Genomic DNA, 18,714 nt, shown 5'->3' on the forward strand with positions numbered 1-18,714 from the left:
CATGCCCGCCAGCTCGAGGCGTCGAACGGCTACACCTTCGTCCATCCCTTCGACGATCCCCGCATCATCGCCGGCCAGGGCACCGTCGCGCTCGAGATGCTGGCCGATGCGCCCGCGATCGACACGCTGGTCGTGCCGATCGGCGGCGGCGGGCTGATCTCGGGCGTCGCCACCGTGGCCAAGGCCGCGGGCCGCCCGATCGAGGTGGTCGGCGTGCAGGCCGAGCTCTTCCCCTCGATGTACAACCGCGTCACCGGCGCGCACGAGCCGGTCGGCGGGGACACGCTGGCCGAGGGCATCGCGGTCAAAGAACCGGGCGGCATCACCGCGCAGATCGTCGAGGCGCTGGTCGACGAGATCCTGCTGGTCAGCGAGCGCAGCCTCGAGGAGGCGGTCAGCCTGATCCTGCAGATCGAGAAGACCGTGGTCGAGGGCGCCGGCGCTGCCGGGCTCGCCGCGCTGATGACTCAGCCCGAGCGCTTCCGCGGCAAGACCGTCGGCATCATCCTCACGGGCGGCAACATCGACACGCGACTGCTCGCCAACGTGCTGTTGCGCGACCTCGCCCGTTCGGGCCGCCTCGCCCGGCTGCGCATCCGCCTGCAGGACCGCCCCGGCGCGCTCTACCAGGTCGCGCGCATCTTCCAGGAGCAGGCGGTCAACATCCTCGAGCTGTCGCACCAGCGCATCTTCACCAACCTCCCCGCCAAGGGCCTCAGCCTCGACGTCGAGTGCGAGACGCGCGACCGGGCCCATCTCGAACGCCTCAACGCCGCGCTGCAGGACGCCGGCTACGAGGTACGGCTGATCGAGCTGGCCTGAGCCGGCCAACACTAGTCCCAATCCCCCCGCCAGGGGGAAGTGGCGCCAAGGCGACGGAGGGCGAGGACTCCCAACGTCCGTTCTGGCACCCGCCCCTCCGTCATGCTTCGCATGCCGCCTTCCCCTGGCGGGGGAGGATAGTTGGAACGTCCGATCGGTCCACCTCACCGCTTATCCACGTTTTCCACAGCTTGTGGACGAGTGGAATCACACGCGCGACGAACCGAGTCCCGCGACTCTTCCGGGCGAGTCACGACCTCGCCTATGATTCACCACAGATGCGCCCGATCCCTCTCCGCGCGTCGTCCACAACTCCTTCCATCCGTTAACTCTCTTTCGTGGTGAATCGACTTTTCATCACGATTCGGGTGATTCATAAGAGTCCCAGAGCAACGGCAATTCGCGTTCGGCAAGGGGCACGAAAGGGTGACGGCACTTACCCGCTTTCCACGGTTCTTCGTGACCAGCCCGTCGCCGTGCCCGTATCTTCCGGGCCGGCAGGAACGGAAGATCTTCACCGAATTGTCGGGACCGCATGCCGGCGAGCTCAACGACGCGCTCGGCCGCATCGGTTTCCGCCGCAGCCAGTCGGTTGCCTATCGCCCGAGCTGCGTCGGCTGCAACGCCTGCCTCTCGGTCCGCGTCGTCACCGGCGAGTTCCGGCCCAACGCGACCCAGCGCAAGCTGATCCGCCGCCATGCCGATCTCGAAGTCACCGCCTGCCGTCCCTGGGCGACCGAGGAGCAGTTCCAGCTGCTGCGCGACTATCTCGCCAGCCGCCATCCCGGCGGCGGCATGACGGCGATGGACGAGAGCGACTATTCCGACATGGTCGAGCAGTCGCCGGTCGGCACCTATGTCATCGAATATCGCGAGCCCGCGGCGCGCGGCGGCGCGCTGGTCGGAGCGTGCATCACCGATCACCAGGCCGACGGGCTGTCGATGATCTACAGCTTCTTCGACGCCGACAACGTCGATCGCCCGGGGCTCGGCAACCTCATCATCATGGATCATATCGTCCGCGCACGGAACGCGGGGCTGCCCTACGTCTATCTCGGCTATTGGGTGAAGGGCAGCGCGCGCATGGCCTACAAGACGCGCTACCAGCCGATGGAAGTGCTCGGCCCCAATGGCTGGCGCCGGCTCGAAGCGGAGGAGCTCGCGGCCGCCGCGCCTGTCCAGATGCCGGTGCGCGAGCTCGCCTAAGCCCCACATCGATCCTCGACATCAATCCTCCCCCTGGCGGGGCAGGATTAGTTTCGAACACAGCCTCCGACATGGGAGATGGTGGCTCAGGCGTCGCTGCCTAGCCGGTCGACATGCAGGTCGACCTCCATCTCTTCGCCGCCCTGCCCCAGCCGCGATCCCGCGATCGGGGCGGCGCCCGATGCGTCGACGCCGACCGCGACGCGGACATATTGCTCGTCGGGGCTGATCCCCGTGGAGGGATCGAAGCCGACCCAGCCCAAGTCCGCGACCCATGCCTCCGCCCAGCCGTGGGGCGCGCAGCTCCCGCCCTCGCTCTGGCGATAGCCCGAGACGTAGCGCGCCGGCACATCGAACGCGCGTGCGCCGGCGACGAAGATCTGCGCCACGTCGCGTGAGCTCGGCCGCGACGCCGCAAAGGCCTGCGCCGCGGGCACGCCGCTATCGGGCAAGTCGGACACGCCGGGAAAGCGCTTCGCCAGCGCGCGGTTCCAGCGATGCAGCCGATCGAGCATTGCGCCGTCGCCGCCCAGTGCCGGCCTGGCAAAGGCGGCGAGCGCATCGCTCGCCTCGGTGCGCGGCGTCGTGCGCAGGAAAAGGCCTTCGGGCAGCGGCTCGTGGCTGCCGCGCACCACGCCGTTGGATTCGGTCGTCAGCACCTGCCCCGCGACGGTGATCGCGATGCCGTCGATCGGCCCCTCGGCATAGAGCATCGTCACCTTGTTGCCGAACCCGTCGACCGCGTCGCGCAGCCGCACGTCGCAATCGACGTCGATCCGCCACGACAGCACCGTCTGGTCGACCGTGTCGCTCGGCGTCAGCCGCAGCATCTGGACCAGGCGCGACTGCGGTTCGCTGAACAGATACCGGGTGTGATGTTCGATCGCGAGGCGCATTGGAGGCTCTTAGATAAACCGGAACTGGCGCGCGATAGCCGCGTCGAGCATCGCATTCTCGCGGATGAACGCCTCGAGATATTCGTGCAGCCCGCTGACGATCACCTCGTGGCTGCGCGTCTTCTGCATCCGCGCGATGCGCCCGCGCGCCATGCGGTCGGCCTCGCCCTGCAGCCCGGTGCGCTTGGCGAGCGCGTTGAGCAGCTCGACCACCTCCTCGACACACGCCGCCAGGCTGCGCGGCAGCTCGGCATGCGCGATCAGCAGGTCGATCACGTTCGCCGGCTTCAAGTCCTCGGTATAGAGCCAGCGATAGGCGGTGACCGCCGACACGGTCTGCAGGATCGTGGTCCACTGGTCGCGGTCGACCACCCCGCCGACCTGCTCGCCCTCGGGCAGCAGCAAATGGTATTTCACGTCGAGCAGGCGGGCGGTGTTGTCCGCGCGCTCGATCGCCGCGCCGAGCTGGATCAGCAGCGTCGCCTCGTTGCGCATCATGCGGTGGATCGCGCCCTCGAAGCCGCGCGCCTCGGCCATCACGCCCTCGACCAGATTGAGCGTCGAGGCCGCCCCGCCCGGGCTGGTGCGGTGCGCGAACAGCAGCCACAGCCGGTTGATCGCGGTCCACGCCTCGCGCGTGAGCGCCGTGCGCACCGCGCGCGCGTTGTTGCGCGCCTGCTCCAGGCAGCGGACGATCGACCCGGGATGCGTCATGTCGAGCGTCAGATAGCGCGCCACGGGCTGCTGCGAGACGTTCTGTCCGGTCGCCGCGAACCCCTCGGCATTGTAGGTCACGCTGAGCGCGCTCGCCCAGGCCGCCTCGCCCGCCGGCCGCGCCGACAGCGCGTCGAGCCGCACCGTCGCCTCGACCAGCCGCGCGGTGAAGTCCGCCCGCTCGACGTAGCGGCCGAGCCAATAGAGCGCCGCCGCGGTGCGCGAGAGCATCCGCATCAGCCCTGCACCTGCGTCTGGCTCTGGCCCTGCGACCGCCCCTCCGGCAACAGCACGAAGCTGTCCTTGGTCCCGCCGCCTTGGCTCGAATTGACCACCAGCGAGCCTTCCTTGAGCGCGACGCGCGTGAGCCCGCCCGGCACCACCCGCACGCCCTCCGATCCGGTCAGCACGAACGGCCGGAAATCGACATGCCGCGGCGCCAGCCCCGTCTCGGTCACCGTCGGCACGGTCGACAGCGCCAGCGTCGGCTGGGCGATATAGCGGTGCGGCTCGGCCTTGAGCGCGGCGCGGAAGCCTTCGATCTCGGCCTTGCTCGCGGTCGGACCGACCAGCATGCCATAACCGCCAGAGCCATCGACCAGCTTCACCACCACCTCGCCGAGATGGTCGAGCACATATTTCAGCGCGTCGGGCTCGCGGCATCGCCACGTCTCGACATTGGGCAGCTTGGCCTCGCTGCCCGAATAGAATTTCACGATCTCGGGCATGTAGCTGTAGATCGCCTTGTCGTCGGCGATGCCGTTGCCCGGCGCGTTGATCAGCGCGACGTTGCCGGCGCGATACGCCGAGATGATCCCCGGCACCCCGAGCAGCGAGTCCGGCCGGAACACCAATGGATCGAGGAACTCGTCGTCGATCCGGCGGTAGATCACATCGACTTTCACCCGCCCGGCGATGGTCTGCATGTAGACCACGTCGTCGTCGACCACGAGGTCGGCCGCCTCGACCAGCTCGATCCCCATCGTGTCGGCGAGGAAGCTGTGCTCGTAATAGGCCGAGTTGAAGTGCCCCGGCGTCAGCACCACGCACACCGGCACGCCACCCGACCCCGCGCGCGTGGGTGCGACCGAGCGCATCGTCTCGCGCAGCATGTCGCTGTAGCTGTCGACCGCCGCCACCCGGAAGCTGCGGAACAGCTCGGGGCACAGCCGGATCATCGCCTCGCGATTCTCGAGCATGTACGAGACACCCGAGGGCGTGCGCGCATTATCCTCGAGCACCCAGAATTCGTCCGGCCCGGTGCGGACCAGATCGATCCCGCAGATATGCGCCCAGATGCCGTGCGGCGGCCGGATCCCCGCGACCTCGGGCCGGAACTGGGGGTTGCGCAGCACCAGCTCGGCAGGCAGCACGCCCTCCTTGAGGATGCGCCGCTCGCCGTAGATGTCCTCGAGGAACGCGTTGATCGCCTCGACGCGCTGGACCAGGCCCTCGCTCAGCCGCTGCCATTCGTCGTGCAGGAAGATGCGCGGCACAATGTCGAACGGAATGATGCGCTCGCTCGCGTCGCTGTCGCCATAGACCGCGAAGGTGATGCCGAGCTGGCGAAACGTGGCTTCGGCGGCCTGCTGGCGGCGCTGGAGTTCGGATTGCGGGGTGTCGGCGAGCCATTCCGAGAGGGCGGCGAATTCGGCGCGCGGCTTGTCCGGCCCGCCATGCCCCCAGATTTCATCGAACGCGCGGCCTGTCCCCATTCAGCCCCCTTAAGCGCCGGGATGCCCGGCGGGTTCCATGCTGCAACGCTTTGCTGCGTCGCACAAGGGGTGGTGCGCGAAGGGAAGGCTTTTCCAATCCTCCCCCGCCAGGGGAGGTGGCGCCGAAGGCGACGGAGGGGGAGGAAGCACACCGCCACGTTAAGGATTAACCTCAGTATATTTCATCCCGAAAAAAAAGGCCGGGGTTTCCCCCGGCCTTTTCTCCGCCCCTGCCCCCTATAACAGGGACGGAAGCTCATTCGGCGTATTTGACCGAGCAGCCATAGGGCTGGCTGGTCGCGACCGACACCGGCTTGCCCGCCTTCATCTCGCCCAGCGCGGCGAGCACATGGTTGCGCGCCGCGCCCATCTCCTCGACCCGCGCGGCGGGCTTGTCGTCGATGCCGCCCTGGTAGCGCAGCACGCCGTTGCCATCGATGATGTACATATGCGGGGTGGTCTTCGCCGCATAGCCCCTGCCGACCACGCCCTTGGGATCGAGCAGATAGTGCGCGGGCACGGCCTTCCGCTCGCCGACCCACTTGTTCGCGGCGGCGCCGTCCATATGGCCCTGCTTGCCCGGCGCGCCCGAGTTGATCGTCAGCCACACCACGCCGCCGGCCTTGGCCGCCGCCTGGGTCTTCTGCATGTTGCCCTGGTAATGGCGCTGCACGAACGGGCAGCCCGGATTGTTCCACTCGAGCACTACCGTCTTGCCCTTGTAGTCGCTGAGCTGGACGGTCTTGCCGCTGGCATCGGTGAGCCTGAAATCGGTCGCCTTCTGGCCATTGGCCTGCTGGGCGGCGCCGGGTGCAGCGAGCGCGACGATCATCGCGGCACCGATCGGAATCAGTCTGTTCATCGCATCAACTCCTGGTTGGCGTTTAGGTCTCGTCCCCCGGAAGCGCGGACAGCATGCCTTGGGTGAGTACCTGGGGCAAGACCTTCGGTTCCTTCGCGCCCTTGGGGTACCAGAGATACAGCGGCACGCCTGCGCGGTTGTGCTTTTCGATGAAGCGGCCGAGCGCCGGATCGCCATCGGTCCAGTCGCCCACCAGCACCGCGACACCGCCGTCCTTGAACGCATCGCGCACCGCGTCGGTTTCGATGGCCGTCTTCTCGTTGACCTTGCACGTCACGCACCAGTCGGCCGTGAAATAGGCGAAGACCGGACGCCCCTCGGCCTGCAGCGCCGCCAGCCGCGTTTCGCTGAACGGTTCGGCGCCCGCGGCCTTGGTCTCCGCCGCAGCCGCCGGTTTCTCGATCTCGGCCACCGCCCAGATGCCGGCGATCGTCACCACCAGCGCCGCCGCCCACGCCGCGCCATTGCCCGCGCCGCGCGCCTGTCGCCGGCCCAGCGCCCACAGCACCACCGCCAGCCCCAGCGCGACGAGCAGCCCCACCGCCATGCCGTTCACCCCTTTGAGCCCGCCCAGCACCCAGGCGAGCGCGATCGCGGTGAGGAACATCGGGATCGACAGGATCTTGCGGAAATTGTCCATCCACGCGCCCGGCTTGGGCAGCATCCGCCGCAGCGCGGGTACGAAGCCGAGCAGCAGGAAGGGCAGCGCCAGCCCCAGGCCGAGCCCGAGGAAGATCAGCAGCGCGACATACCAGGGCAGCACCAGAGCCGCGCCCAGCGCCGCGCCCATGAACGGCCCGGTGCACGGCGTCGCGATGAACGCCGCCAGCGCGCCGGTCACGAACGCGCCGCCTGACCCGCCGCCCGCCAGCCGCCCGGCAAATTTCGGCGTCGCCAGCTCGAACAGCCCGGCGAGGTTGAGCGCGATCCCCAGCACCAGCAGCAGCAGGAACAGGATCACCCGCGCATCGGTCAGCTGGAACGCCCAGCCGACGCTCGCCCCCGCCGCGCGCAGCCCCAGCATCGCCCCGCCCAGCGCCAGCACCACCAGCACCACGCCAGCGGTATAGGCCAGCGCCTCGGCGCGCGCATGCCCCTCGCTGGTGCCGCTCTTGGCGAGGCTCAGCGCCTTCAGGCTCAGGATCGGGAACACGCACGGCATGATGTTGAGGATCAGCCCGCCGAGCAGCGCTCCGCCCAGCGCGACCAGCGCGGCGCTCCAGTCGACCGAAGCCGCGGGCGTCGCCCCCGCCGCAACTTCGCCCGGCACCGCCGCCAGCACAAAGCCCTGCCCCGGTCCGACCGCGAGCACGCCCTCGAGCTTTGCCGGGGTCTTCATCCCGGCCTTGACCTCGATCACCACGCTGTCGCCATCACGCGTCAGCTTCTGCGGCGCCGAATAGGTCAGCGCCTCCGTGGTCAACGGGAAGAAATAGGCGTCGGCACCGAGCGGTGCACTCGCCGGATAGGGGATCGCGATCCGCATCACCCCGTCCGCCACCGCGAACTTGCCCTCGCTGCCCAGCGGCTTGGGAAAGGCCCGCCGCCACTGGTCGAACCGCGCCCGCCGCTCGGCGGAGATCGCGCCGTCGCCGACGGTCAGGTTGATCGTCAGGTTCTCGGTCTCGGGAACGCACACCTCGTCCGTGCACACCAGATAATCGGCGCGCACCGCGATCGGCAGCGCGGTCCCCGGCGCCAGCCCGGCGGGAATCTTCAGCGTCGCGAGCTGCGTGTACGATCCCTTGTAGACATAGTTCATGATCCCCGCGACCATCAGCCGCGTCGGCACCGGATAGCGCAGCTCACCCGCCGTCACGCCCTGCGGCAGCTTCCAGTCGAGCCGCGTGTCGAGGCCGGCATCGCCCGGGTTCTTCCAGTATCCGTGCCAGCCCGGATCGGGCGTCGCGACGAAGGCCAGCGTCACCTCGCTGCCCGGCGCTGGATCGTCGCTCTCGGCAACCAGCTCGACGGTCAGGTTGTCCTGGCCCGCCTGCTGCGCCGCCGCAGGCAGCGCCGGCAGCCAGGTCAGGCCAAGGAGGAACGCTGTCACAAACGCGAAACTCAACCTGCGCATTCACCAGTCCTTGCCGTGCGGGAGCGAAAGGAACATAGCGCCTGCGCCTCGTTTTGCCATCCGGAGGACCGATGTTTCGTTCGCTCGCCGCCGCCCTGCTGCTCGCGTCGCCCGTACTCGCGCAGGAGGCTTCGCCGCCGCCCCCTCCGGCACCGCCCGCCGCACCCAAGGCGCCGCCCAAGCTGATCGTCGCGATCGCGGTGGACCAGTTCTCCGCCGACGTCTTCGCCGAGTATCGCCAGCACTTCACCGGCGGCCTCGCGCGGCTCGCCAACGGCGTGGTCTTCCCGTCGGGCTATCAGAGCCACGCCGCGACGGAGACCTGCCCCGGCCACTCGACGATCCTCACCGGCAGCCGCCCGGCGCGCACCGGCATCATCGCCAACGACTGGATCGACCTCAAGACGCCGCGCAAGGACAAGACGATCTACTGCGCCGAGGACGAGAGCGTCCCGGGCAGCAGTTCCTCCAACTACACCGTCTCCCCGCTCCACCTGAAGGTGCAGACCCTCGGCGAGCGGCTCAAGGCGATGAACCCCGCCACCCGCGTCGCCGCGATCGCGGGCAAGGATCGCGCCGCGGTGATGATGTCCGGGCACAAGGCCGACCAGGTCTGGTGGTGGGGCGGCAAGGCGTTCGTGAGCTATGCCGGCCGCGCCACGCCCGAAGCGATCACCCGCGGCAACGCCGCCGTCGACAAGCGCATCGCCGAGGCGCAGCGGCCGATGGAGCTGCCCGGCTTCTGCAAGTCGCGCGACCTCGCCATCCCGATCGGCGGCGGCAGGACCGTCGGCACCGGCCGCTTCGAGCGCGATGCCGGCGACGTGCGCCGCTTCCGCGCCTCGCCCGAGTTCGACATGGCGGTGGTCGGCATCGCCGCCGACCTGCGCGCCGAGATGAAGCTCGGCGAGGGCGGCGCCACCGACCTGCTGATCGTCGGCGCCTCGGCCAGCGACTATGTCGGCCATACCTATGGCACCGAGGGTACCGAGATGTGCCTGCAGCTGGTCAATCTCGACCGCACGCTCGGCTATCTGTTCGACATCCTCGACAAGACCGGGATCGATTATCAGGTGGTGCTCACCGCCGACCATGGCGGCCACGACCTGCCCGAGCGCCACAACATCCACGCCATCCCCGAGGCCGCGCGTGTCGAGGCCGGGATGGGCGCCAACGCGATGGGGAAGAAGGTCGCGGCGAAGCTCGGAATGGGCGACGCCCAGATCCTGTGGGGCGGCAATTTCGGCGACATCTATGTCGATCCCGCGCTCCCCGCGAAGCAGCGCGAGGCGGTGACGCGCGAGGCGATCGCGCTCTACCGCGCGCATCCGCAGGTCGCCGCCGTGTTCACCCGCGCCGAGATCCTCGCCACGCCCAGCCCGAGCGGCCCGCCCGAGACTTGGTCGATGCTCCAGCGCGCCCGCGCCTCCTTCGATCGCGAGCGCTCGGGCGACTTCATCGTCGCGCTGAAGCCGCGCATCACCCCGATCTCCGACCCCACCAACGGCTCGGTCGCGACGCATGGCAGCTTCTGGGACTATGACCGCCGCGTGCCGATCCTGTTCTGGCGCAAGGGGCAGACCGGATTCGAGCAACCGATGTCGGTCGAGACGGTCGACATCCTGCCGACGCTTGCCGGAGTGGTCGGCCTGCCGATTCCCGCGGGCGAGATCGACGGCCGCTGCTTGGATTTGGATGCGGGGCCGGGCACGACCTGCCCGGCACGGTGACGACTCAATCCTCCCCCGCCCGGGGGAGGTGGCAGCCGAAGGCTGACGGAGGGGGCGGACGCGACGTTGGGGTGGTGCTTCCTCCCCCTCCGTCGCGCTGCGCGCGCCACCTCCCCCTAGCAGGGGAGGATTAGGCTGACTGCCCTCTGCTGGCTTTCTCCTCATCCAGCATCTTGATGATGCCCGAGAAATCCACCCCCGCATTCCCCTCATCCGCGAACTTGGCGTACAGCTCGGCCGCTCGCGCGCCCATCGGCGTCTCCGCGTGCGCGCTCGCCGCTGCCTCCATCGCAAGCTTCAGGTCCTTGAGCATCAGCCCCGCCGCGAACCCGCCCTGATAGCCATTGTCGGCTGGCGTCTGCGGCCCCACCCCGGGCAGCGGCGCATAGGTATTGAGCGACCAGCACGACCCCGAAGAGACCGAAGCGATGTCGTAGAAGGTCTGCGGATCCAGCCCCAGCTTTTGCGCCAGCAGCAGCGCCTCGCACGTCGCGACCATCGTCGCGCCGAGCAGCATGTTGTTGCAGATCTTCGCCGCCTGCCCGGCGCCGTTGCCGCCGGCATGGATCACCGCCTTGCCCATCGCCGACAGGAACGGCTCGGCGCGTTCGAACGCCGCGTCGGCACCGCCGACCATGAAGGTCAGCGTTCCGCCCGCCGCCGCCGCGATCCCGCCGGAGACGGGCGCGTCGACCGCGACCAGCCCCTTGATTCCCGCCGCATCCGCCACGCGCCGCGCGGTCGCCACGTCGATCGTCGAGCAATCGATCAGGATCGCGCCGGTATCCGCAGCACCGAACACGCTGTCCTCATAGACTTGCTCGACATGCTTGCCCGCGGGCAGCATCGTGATCACCGCTTCGGCGCCCTTGGCCGCCGCCGCAGCGCTATCGACCGGCAGGCATCCCGCCGCCTTGGCGCGCTCCAGCGCTTCGGCGGAGAGGTCGAACGCGCGCACATCATGCCCCGCCTTCGCCAGGTTCGCGGCCATCCCGCCGCCCATATTGCCGAGCCCGATAAAGCCGATACGCGCCATCATCACTCTCCCACCTCATCCGTCACCCGGCTGTTTACTTCCCGGTCCAGTTGCCCGGCCGCTTCTCGACGAACGCGGCCATGCCTTCCTTCTGGTCGGCGCTGCCGAACAGGCCATGGAACAGCCGCCGCTCGAACTGCACGCCCTGCGCCAGGCCGGTCTCGAACGCGGCGTTGACCATTTCCTTGTTCGCCAGCACCGCGAGCGGCGCCATCGCGGCGATCGCCGCGGCGGTCTTCACCGCTTCCTCGACCAGCTCGGCCGCCGGCACGATGCGGCTCACCAGCCCGGCGCGCTCGGCTTCCTCGGCGCCCATCATCCGCCCGGTCAGGCACATCTCCATCGCCTTGGCCTTGCCCACCGCGCGAGTCAGCCGCTGCGACCCGCCCATGCCCGGCGCCACCGCCAGCTTGATCTCGGGCTGGCCGAACTTGGCGGTATCGGCGGCAAGGATGAAGTCGCACATCATCGCGAGTTCGCACCCGCCGCCCAGCGCAAAACCCGCCACCGCGGCGATCACCGGCTTGCGCGTCCGCGTGAACTGGTCCCAGCCCGCGAAGAAATTATGGCCGTACATGTCGGCGAAGCCCTGTGCCTGCATCTCCTTGATGTCGGCCCCCGCGGCGAACGCCTTCTCGCTCCCGGTCAGAACGGCGCAGCCCTGCGACGTGTCGGCGTCGAACGCGGCAAAGGCGTCGAGCAATTCACCCAAGACCTGGCTGTTGAGCGCATTGAGCGCCTGCGGCCGGTTGAGCGTCACCAGCGTGACGGCGCCGCGCTGCTCGACGAGGATCGTTTCGTAGCTCATCTATGTCCCTCTATCGTCACCCCAGCGAAAGCTGGGGTCTCGTGGCTCGAAAGACCCCAGCTTTCGCTGGGGTGACGGAAATCAGTGAGGCGTCCACGCCTCGCCCTCCGGCAGCGGCGCGAAGATCTGGTCGATCAGGTGATCGCTCACCTCTTCCGCGCTCGCGGGGTTCCACCGGGGCGCATTGTCCTTGTCGACGATCACCGCGCGCACGCCCTCGATGAAGTCATGCCGCTGCACCACGCGGCTCGCCACCGCGAACTCCTGCCGCATCTCGTCCTCGAAGGTCGGCATCGTCGCGCCGTCGAGCAGCAGCTTGAGGCTGACCTTCATCGTCTGCGGCGATTTGGTGGCGAGCGTCGCCAGCGTCTGCGCCGCCCATTCCCCGCCATCGCCCTCCAGCGCCGCCAGCACCTCCTCGAGCTTGTCCGACGCGAACAGCCGGTCGATCGCGCCCTGATGCGCGAGGATCCGCGCGTCGGGCGCCGGTGCCGACAGGTCGTCGAGCACCGCTTCGATCGCCTGCGGATCGGCGACGATCCGGTTTTTGGCCTCGTCCACCCGATCCGAATGGAGGTAATGGCTCGCCAGCCCCAGCGCGAGGCACTCCGCCCCGTGGAGCCGGTGCCCGGTCAGCGCGAGATACTGCCCCATCCGCCCCGGCAGTCGCGACAGATACCAGCCGCCGCCGACATCCGGGAACAGCCCGATCCCGGTCTCGGGCATCGCCAGCTTGGTATTCTCGGTCGCCACGCGGAACCTCGCAGGCTGCGAAATCCCCACGCCGCCGCCCATCGTGATCCCGTCCATGAACGCGACGATCGGCTTCACATAGGTGAACAGCGCATGGTTCATCCGGTATTCGGTCCGGAAGAAGTCGCGCGCCGCGCTGCCGTCGCCCGCGCCGCTCTCGGCGATCATGCGGATGTCGCCGCCCGCGCAGAAGCCGCGCCCCTCGGCATGATCGATCATCACCGCCTCGACCGCGGTGTCGTCGCGCCAAGCCGCCAATGCGTCGAGCACCGCCGCGCACATGCCGGTGTTGAGCGCGTGGATCGCCTTGGGCCGGTTGAGCCGGATGCGGCCGACCTTGCCCTCGATGAAGATCAGGACGTCACTCATTGCCGCGTCAGCTCCCGCCCGACGATCATCCGCATCACCTGGTTGGTCCCCTCCAGGATCGAATGGACGCGCAGGTCGCGCCAGAAGCGCTCGATCGGATAGTCCATCAGATAGCCATAGCCGCCGTGCAGCTGCAGCGCGCGGTCGACCACCGACGATCCGGTGTCGGTCGCGAAGCGCTTGGCCATCGCCGCGAACTTGGTCTTGTCGGGCGCGTTCGAGGTCACCTTGGCGGCGGCGAGGTAGAGCAGCGCGCGCGACGCCTCGAGCTCGGTCGCCATGTCGGCGAGCATGAACTGGGTGTTCTGGAAGTCGGCGATCGCGCTGCCGAACTGCTTGCGCTCCTTGGTGTACCGCACCGCCTCGTCGAGGCACCGTTGCGCCCCGCCGAGCGAGCAGGCGCCGATGTTGAGCCGCCCGCCGTCGAGCCCCATCATCGCGATGCGGAACCCCTCGCCCTCGCCGCCGATCAAATTCTCCGCCGGCACCCGGACATTGTCGAACATCACCTGCCGCGTCGGCTGGGCATGCCAGCCGAGCTTGCGCTCGTTGGCGCCGAAGCTGACGCCCGCCATGTCCTTCTCGATCGCGAGGCACGAGATGCCCTTGGGCCCGTCCGCCCCGGTGCGCACCATCGTCACGTAGAGCTCATTCTCCCCCGCACCGGAGATGAACTGCTTCGACCCGTTGACCACGAACACGTCGCCCTCGCGCTTCGCTATGGTCTTGAGCGCCGCCGCGTCGGAGCCCGAGGACGGCTCGGTCAGGCAATAGCTCGCCAGCCAGTCGGCGGTGACGAGCTGGGGCAAATACTTGTCCTTCACCGCCTGCGACCCGAAGCGGTCGATCATCCAGCTCGCCATGTTGTGGATCGAGATGAACGCGCTGGTCGCCGGGCAGCCATAGGCCATCGCCTCCATGATCAGCGCCGCTTCGAGCCGCCCGAGCCCGATCCCGCCGCTCTCCTCGGAAACATAGATCGCGCCGAAGCCGAGCTCCGCCGCCGCCTTTACCGTCTCGCGCGGGAAGATGTGCTTCTCGTCCCACTCCGCGGCGTGCGGCGTGATCGCGTCCGCGGTGAAGCGCTGCGCCATTTCCTGGATCGCGCGCTGGTCGTCGGTCAGGTCGAACTGGTCCATATGCCCCTCGTCAGAAATCCCGAGTTGAACGCCACGCCCGTGCATGCGATCCGGTGCCGCACAACCGGGGGACGTTCACACCATGAAGCTTCGTCTTTGCCTCGCCGCGCCGCTGCTCCTGCTCGGCGGCTGCGTCACGCCCGAAACGCTCAACGGCATGGCCGTCAACATGTGCGAAAAATCGGAATCGTGCAGCGTCAGCGACCAGAAGCCGCGCCACGGCCCGCAACAGCAGCGCGCGGTCGAGGACGAGCTGGAGGGCCGCCAGGAGCCGATGTAGCCCAGGGCTCATTCCGCCTCCCCCAGCACGCGGCGGCGGAACAGCGGGGTCGCGATCTTGAGGTCATTGCGCTCGTACCAGCGCGGCGCGGGCAAGCCCTTCTCCCACGCCAGCGCCTCGGTCAGCGTGCCCTGGGCATAGGGCGTATCGGGCCGCAGCTCGCGGATCGGATCGGCGAAGGCCGCGTCGGCGGTGACGATCTCCCAGCCCTTTGCCCGCAGCGCCTTCACCAGATCGTCGACGAACAGCGCGGCGATATCGGTCTCGTGCAGCAGCATGACATGCGCGGGCGAGCGGCCCAGCGTCTTCACCGCCAGCGCGTCGTAGAATTCCGCCGCCTCGACATGGCTCTCGACATAGAGGTCGCGCAGCGCCGCCATGTCGAGCGTCTTGCCATCCTTCTTCGCGGCGGCGGCAAGCGTCTCGATGTTCCAGTCGGAGGACTCGGCGGTGACATAGCCGTTCGCCAGCCCTCGCGCCGCAAGGCCCGCGCGAACCGCATCTCGCTTGACCTTGTCCTTGCCGCCCTCGTCGAGGAACGGAAAGCGGAACCACGGCCGATAGCCCGGCCGACCCTTGAGCCACGCCTCGGCCCGGTCGATGTCCGCCAGATAGTCCGCCGCCGCCATCCCGCTCAGCCGCTGGTGCGCGAAGCTGTGATTGGCGATCACATGCCCCGCCTTGACGTAGCACGCGACGTTCGCCGCGCCGTCGCCGCTCCCGGCCTTCTCCAGATTGCCGACGGTCACGAAAAACGCCGCCTGCTTCACCCGCGCCTTCGCGAGCGCCCGCACCAGCAGCTTCGCCCGCGCGTCCGGCGCCATGAAGCCGCCCGGGTTGCGCGGCACGTCGTCGAAGCTCAGCGCGATCCGCTTCTGCGCCGCTGCCGGAGCGATCGCCACCAGACATGCCAACAGCACCGCCAGCCACCGCATCGCGAGTCCCCGCAATCCACTCATCCCATCGTCGGGATAACGAACGCATTCTCGCCGGTCACGCTGCCGTCGGGCCAGCGCTGGGTGACGGTCTTCACCTTGGTGAAGAACTTGACCCCTTCCATGCCATGCTGGTTGGTGTCGCCGAACGCGCTGCGCTTCCACCCGCCAAAGGTGTGATAGGCCACCGGCACCGGGATCGGCACGTTGATCCCGACCATCCCGACATTCACGCGCGCGGCGAACTCGCGCGCGGCATGGCCGTTGCGCGTGAAGATCGCGACGCCGTTGCCATATTGGTGGTCGCTCGGCAGCCGCAGCGCCTCCTCGAAGCTCCCCGCGCGCACCATCTGCAGCACCGGCCCGAAGATCTCCTCCTGGTAGCTCTGCATCTGCGGCGTCACCCGGTCGAACAGGGTCGGGCCGATGAAGAACCCTTCCTCATGCCCCTGCAGGCTGAAGCCGCGCCCGTCGACCACCAGTTCGGCGCCCTCGTCGACGCCCATCTGGATATAGCTCTCGATCTTCGCCTTGTGCGCCGCGGTCACCACCGGCCCGTAATGCGCCTCGGCATCGGTCGAGACGCCCACGCGCAGCCCTTCGATCGCGGGCAGCAGCTTCGCGCGCAGCGCATCGGCGGTCTTGTCGCCCACCGGCACCACCACCGGCAGCGCCATGCAGCGCTCGCCCGCCGAACCGAACGCCGCGCCGGCAAGATCGTTGACCACCTGGTCGAGATCCGCGTCGGGCATGACGATGCCGTGGTTCTTCGCCCCGCCCATCGCCTGCACGCGCTTGCCCGCCTCGACGCCGCGGCGATAGACATAATGCGCGATGTCGGACGAGCCGACGAAGCTCACCGCCTTGATCTCGGGATGGTCGAGGATCGCGTCGACCATCTCCTTGTCGCCCTGCACCACCTGCAGCACGCCCTCGGGCAGCCCGGCTTCGAGCATCAGCTCGGCGAGCCGCACCGGCACGCTGGGATCGCGCTCGCTCGGCTTGAGGATGAAGGCGTTGCCGCACGCGATCGCCACGCCGAACATCCACATCGGGATCATCGCCGGGAAGTTGAACGGCGTGATCCCCGCGACCACGCCGAGCGGCTGGCGCATCGAATAGACGTCGATCCCCGGCCCGGCGCCCTGGGTATATTCCCCCTTCAGCGCGTGCGGGATGCCGCAGGCGAACTCGATCACCTCGAGCCCACGCTGGATGTCGCCCTTGGCGTCGGCGATCACCTTGCCATGTTCGGAGCTGAGCAGATGCGCCAGCTCCTCCATGTTCTTCTCGATCAGCGCCTTGAAGTTGAACATGACGCGCGCCCGGCGCTGCGGGTTGGTCGCCGCCCAGCCGATCTGCGCCCTCACCGCATTGGCCATCGCCGCGTCGAGATCGGCCTGCGCGCCCAGCGTTACCTGAGCCTGGACCTTGCCGGTATTGGGGTCGAACACGTCCGACCGGCGAGTGCCCGTCCCGGCCGTCGCCGCGTTGCCGATGAAGTGCGAAATCTCGCGAACCGCCGTCGCCATTCTGACCTCTCCCAATTCTTCGCCGTCATCCCCGCGCAGGCGGGGATCCATTCTGGCTGACGTCACGAGAGAGCCGGGACGTGTGAGACAATGGATTCCCGCCTGCGCGGGAATGACGAGTGTCCGGCTCTTCCTGCACCCGCCCCCTGCCACCGGCAACCCATCGACATGCAGCCCGGACCTGCATATTTGCAGGCAATGGACTGGAGCGACCTGCCGATCTTCCTCGCCATCGCGCGCACGGGACAGCTCGCCAAGGCCGCGCAGAGCCTCGAGATCGACGCCACGACGGCAGGCCGCCGCCTGCGCCGCCTCGAGCAATCCCTCGGCGAGCGCCTGTTCGAGCAAGGCCCGGACGGCCAGTCGCTCACCGCCGCGGGCGAGCGCCTGCTCACCCATGCCCGCGCGATGGAGCGTGCCGCCGCCGCGATCGGCAGCCGCGATCCCGGCGGCCCGGTGCGCGGCACGATCCGGGTGAGCGTCTCCGAAGGCTTCGGCACCTGGTTCGTCAGCCGTCACCTCGCCGCGCTTGCCGACGCGCATCCGGGCCTCACGATCGATCTCGTCGCGAGCAGCGGCTTCCTCAACCCCACAAGGCGCGAGACCGATATCGCCGTGCTGCTCGCCCGCCCGCGCCGCGGCCCGCTGCTCACGCGCAAGCTCGCCGACTATGGCCTGCGCCTCTACGCCTCGCGCGCCTATCTCGCCGCGCACCCGCCGCTCGCCGTGCCGGAGCAACTCCGCGAGCATCGCCTGATCGGCTATGTTCCCGACATCCTCTACGCGCCCGAGCTGCGCTATCTCGACGAGATCCCCGGCGCGCACGAGCCCCAGCTGCGCTCGTCCAGCATCAACGCCCAGCACCGCATGGCCGCGGCGGGCGCCGGCATCGCCGTGCTTCCCTGCTTCATCGGCGACGCCGATCCCGGCCTCGCGCGTGTCCTCCCCTCGGTCCGCATCCATCGCAGCTTCTGGCTGGTGACGCATGAGGAGACCCGCCATTTCCCCCAGGTCGCCGCCTTCGCCGAGTGGCTCACCGCGCTCGCGACGCACTACAGGGCGGAGCTCGAGGGATAGGTTCCCCAATCCTCCCCCGCCAGGGGGAGGTGGCGCCGAAGGCGACGGAGGGGGAGGATGCCAGAACGAGCGTTGGGAATCCTCCCCCTCCGTCAGGCTACGCCTGCCACCTCCCCCTGCCGGGGGAGGATTCAAAACCAACCATCGCCGCCAAAAAACCGCGAAAAACCGCCATTTGTCATCAAACCGTCACGCCCGGCTAACACCGCATTTACCGCTCCGCCCCTAGCTGGCGCCCATGTTCCGCGCGCTTGCCGACCCCGCCGACCCGCTCCCCGCCGCCTCCGCGCGCGGCTGGCTGACCACGGTCGAGCGCAACCCGCCCTTCCTGCGCCAGACCGACACGCTGTTCACGGCGATCGAGATGTTCCAGGCGAACATGGACCTGCGCCTGCTTCCGGTGGTCGATTCCGCGCATCGCGCGATCGGCGCGGTGTTCGAGAAGGACGTGCGCCGCTTGCTGCTCAACCCGTTCGGCCATGCGCTGATGCGCAACCCGGCCTATGGCAACGGCCTCAACCAGCACATCCGCGCCTGCGCCACCGCCGAGGTCGACCAGGATGTCGGCGGCCTGATCGAGGCCTATCGCGCCGCCAACGGCAATGAGGGGATGATCCTCACCGCGAACGGCCGCCTGTTCGCCGTCGTCGCCAACCGCCGCCTCGTCCATCTCGCCTCGGAGCGCGAGCTCGCCGCCGCGCGCGCCCGGGTCGAGCGCGCGCAGCGGATCGAGGCGGCGAGCGTACGCTTCGAGCGTCAGGTC

General features: G+C 68.7%; 17 protein-coding genes. 6 read left to right on the forward strand and 11 right to left on the reverse strand.

Going from position 1 to position 18,714, the window contains the following annotated elements; genetic code table 11:
• Both ABDV68_RS11380 and ABDV68_RS11385 read left to right on the forward strand, forming a co-directional pair.
• Positions 1-822: pyridoxal-phosphate dependent enzyme (locus ABDV68_RS11380; protein WP_343520058.1), on the forward strand; the 822-nt coding region annotated here is incomplete at its 5' end.
• Positions 823-1,248: 426 nt separating this feature from the next.
• Positions 1,249-2,028 carry an arginyltransferase gene (locus ABDV68_RS11385; protein WP_343520059.1) on the forward strand — a complete coding sequence of 260 codons (780 nt, stop codon included), beginning with the start codon at positions 1,249-1,251 and terminating at the stop codon, positions 2,026-2,028.
• 86 nt (positions 2,029-2,114) lie between these two features.
• Here the strand turns inward: ABDV68_RS11385 and ABDV68_RS11390 are convergent, their stop codons facing one another.
• The 5 genes from ABDV68_RS11390 to ABDV68_RS11410 all read right to left on the reverse strand — a co-directional run bounded on the left by ABDV68_RS11390 (position 2,115) and on the right by ABDV68_RS11410 (position 8,292).
• Complete coding sequence (locus ABDV68_RS11390; RefSeq protein WP_343520060.1) at positions 2,115-2,924, reverse strand: transglutaminase family protein; 810 nt, start codon at positions 2,922-2,924, stop codon at positions 2,115-2,117.
• 9 nt (positions 2,925-2,933) lie between these two features.
• Positions 2,934-3,869, reverse strand: coding sequence for an alpha-E domain-containing protein (locus ABDV68_RS11395; RefSeq protein WP_343520075.1), 936 nt, complete (start codon positions 3,867-3,869; stop codon positions 2,934-2,936).
• A 5-nt stretch (positions 3,870-3,874) separates the two neighbouring features.
• A complete protein-coding gene (locus ABDV68_RS11400) occupies positions 3,875-5,353 on the reverse strand; it encodes a circularly permuted type 2 ATP-grasp protein (protein ID WP_343520061.1) in 1,479 nt (492 codons plus the stop codon).
• Positions 5,354-5,609: 256 nt separating this feature from the next.
• Positions 5,610-6,215: a redoxin domain-containing protein gene (locus ABDV68_RS11405; RefSeq protein WP_343520062.1), complete on the reverse strand. Its 606-nt coding sequence runs from the start codon at positions 6,213-6,215 to the stop codon at positions 5,610-5,612.
• Between the two features lie 22 nt (positions 6,216-6,237).
• On the reverse strand, positions 6,238-8,292 hold the full coding sequence (locus ABDV68_RS11410; protein WP_343520063.1) for a protein-disulfide reductase DsbD domain-containing protein: 2,055 nt from the start codon (positions 8,290-8,292) through the stop codon (positions 6,238-6,240).
• A 71-nt stretch (positions 8,293-8,363) separates the two neighbouring features.
• On the opposite strand from ABDV68_RS11410, the gene ABDV68_RS11415 reads away from it, so the two are divergent.
• Positions 8,364-10,022 carry an alkaline phosphatase family protein gene (locus ABDV68_RS11415; protein ID WP_343520064.1) on the forward strand — a complete coding sequence of 553 codons (1,659 nt, stop codon included), beginning with the start codon at positions 8,364-8,366 and terminating at the stop codon, positions 10,020-10,022.
• A gap of 130 nt (positions 10,023-10,152) precedes the next feature.
• On the opposite strand, the gene mmsB is transcribed toward ABDV68_RS11415, so the two are convergent.
• The 4 genes from mmsB to ABDV68_RS11435 form a co-directional block, all read right to left on the reverse strand.
• On the reverse strand, positions 10,153-11,058 hold the full coding sequence (gene mmsB / locus ABDV68_RS11420; RefSeq protein ID WP_343520065.1) for a 3-hydroxyisobutyrate dehydrogenase: 906 nt from the start codon (positions 11,056-11,058) through the stop codon (positions 10,153-10,155).
• A 34-nt stretch (positions 11,059-11,092) separates the two neighbouring features.
• Positions 11,093-11,866 carry an enoyl-CoA hydratase gene (locus ABDV68_RS11425; protein ID WP_343520066.1) on the reverse strand — a complete coding sequence of 258 codons (774 nt, stop codon included), beginning with the start codon at positions 11,864-11,866 and terminating at the stop codon, positions 11,093-11,095.
• Positions 11,867-11,947: 81 nt separating this feature from the next.
• A complete protein-coding gene (locus ABDV68_RS11430; protein WP_343520067.1) occupies positions 11,948-12,988 on the reverse strand; it encodes an enoyl-CoA hydratase/isomerase family protein in 1,041 nt (346 codons plus the stop codon).
• Positions 12,985-14,127: an acyl-CoA dehydrogenase family protein gene (locus tag ABDV68_RS11435; RefSeq protein ID WP_343520068.1), complete on the reverse strand. Its 1,143-nt coding sequence runs from the start codon at positions 14,125-14,127 to the stop codon at positions 12,985-12,987. Before ABDV68_RS11435 ends, ABDV68_RS11430 begins: the two co-directional genes overlap by 4 nt.
• 82 nt (positions 14,128-14,209) lie before the next feature.
• Here ABDV68_RS11435 and ABDV68_RS11440 point away from each other — a divergent pair, with 82 nt between their 5' ends.
• Entirely contained in the window at positions 14,210-14,407 is a 198-nt protein-coding gene (locus tag ABDV68_RS11440; protein WP_343520069.1) for a hypothetical protein, read from the forward strand.
• 8 nt (positions 14,408-14,415) lie between these two features.
• On the opposite strand, the gene ABDV68_RS11445 is transcribed toward ABDV68_RS11440, so the two are convergent.
• Both ABDV68_RS11445 and ABDV68_RS11450 read right to left on the reverse strand, forming a co-directional pair.
• The gene (locus ABDV68_RS11445) at positions 14,416-15,342 is read right to left on the reverse strand and encodes a polysaccharide deacetylase family protein (protein WP_343520070.1); all 927 of its coding nucleotides are present in this window, start codon (positions 15,340-15,342) and stop codon (positions 14,416-14,418) included.
• Positions 15,343-15,362: 20 nt separating this feature from the next.
• Positions 15,363-16,874, reverse strand: a complete 1,512-nt coding sequence (locus ABDV68_RS11450; RefSeq protein ID WP_343520072.1) for a CoA-acylating methylmalonate-semialdehyde dehydrogenase — start codon at positions 16,872-16,874, stop codon at positions 15,363-15,365.
• Positions 16,875-17,072: 198 nt separating this feature from the next.
• Between ABDV68_RS11450 and ABDV68_RS11455 the strand changes: the two genes are divergently transcribed.
• Together ABDV68_RS11455 and ABDV68_RS11460 are read left to right on the forward strand one after the other, a co-directional pair.
• A complete protein-coding gene (locus ABDV68_RS11455; RefSeq protein ID WP_343520073.1) occupies positions 17,073-17,951 on the forward strand; it encodes a LysR family transcriptional regulator in 879 nt (292 codons plus the stop codon).
• A 238-nt stretch (positions 17,952-18,189) separates the two neighbouring features.
• Positions 18,190-18,714 (forward strand): CBS domain-containing protein (locus tag ABDV68_RS11460; RefSeq protein WP_343520074.1); only part of this gene is annotated, 525 nt, incomplete at its 3' end.

It is taken from the genome of Sphingomonas sp. (assembly GCF_039595165.1).
Taxonomy (GTDB): Bacteria; Pseudomonadota; Alphaproteobacteria; order Sphingomonadales; family Sphingomonadaceae; genus Sphingomonas.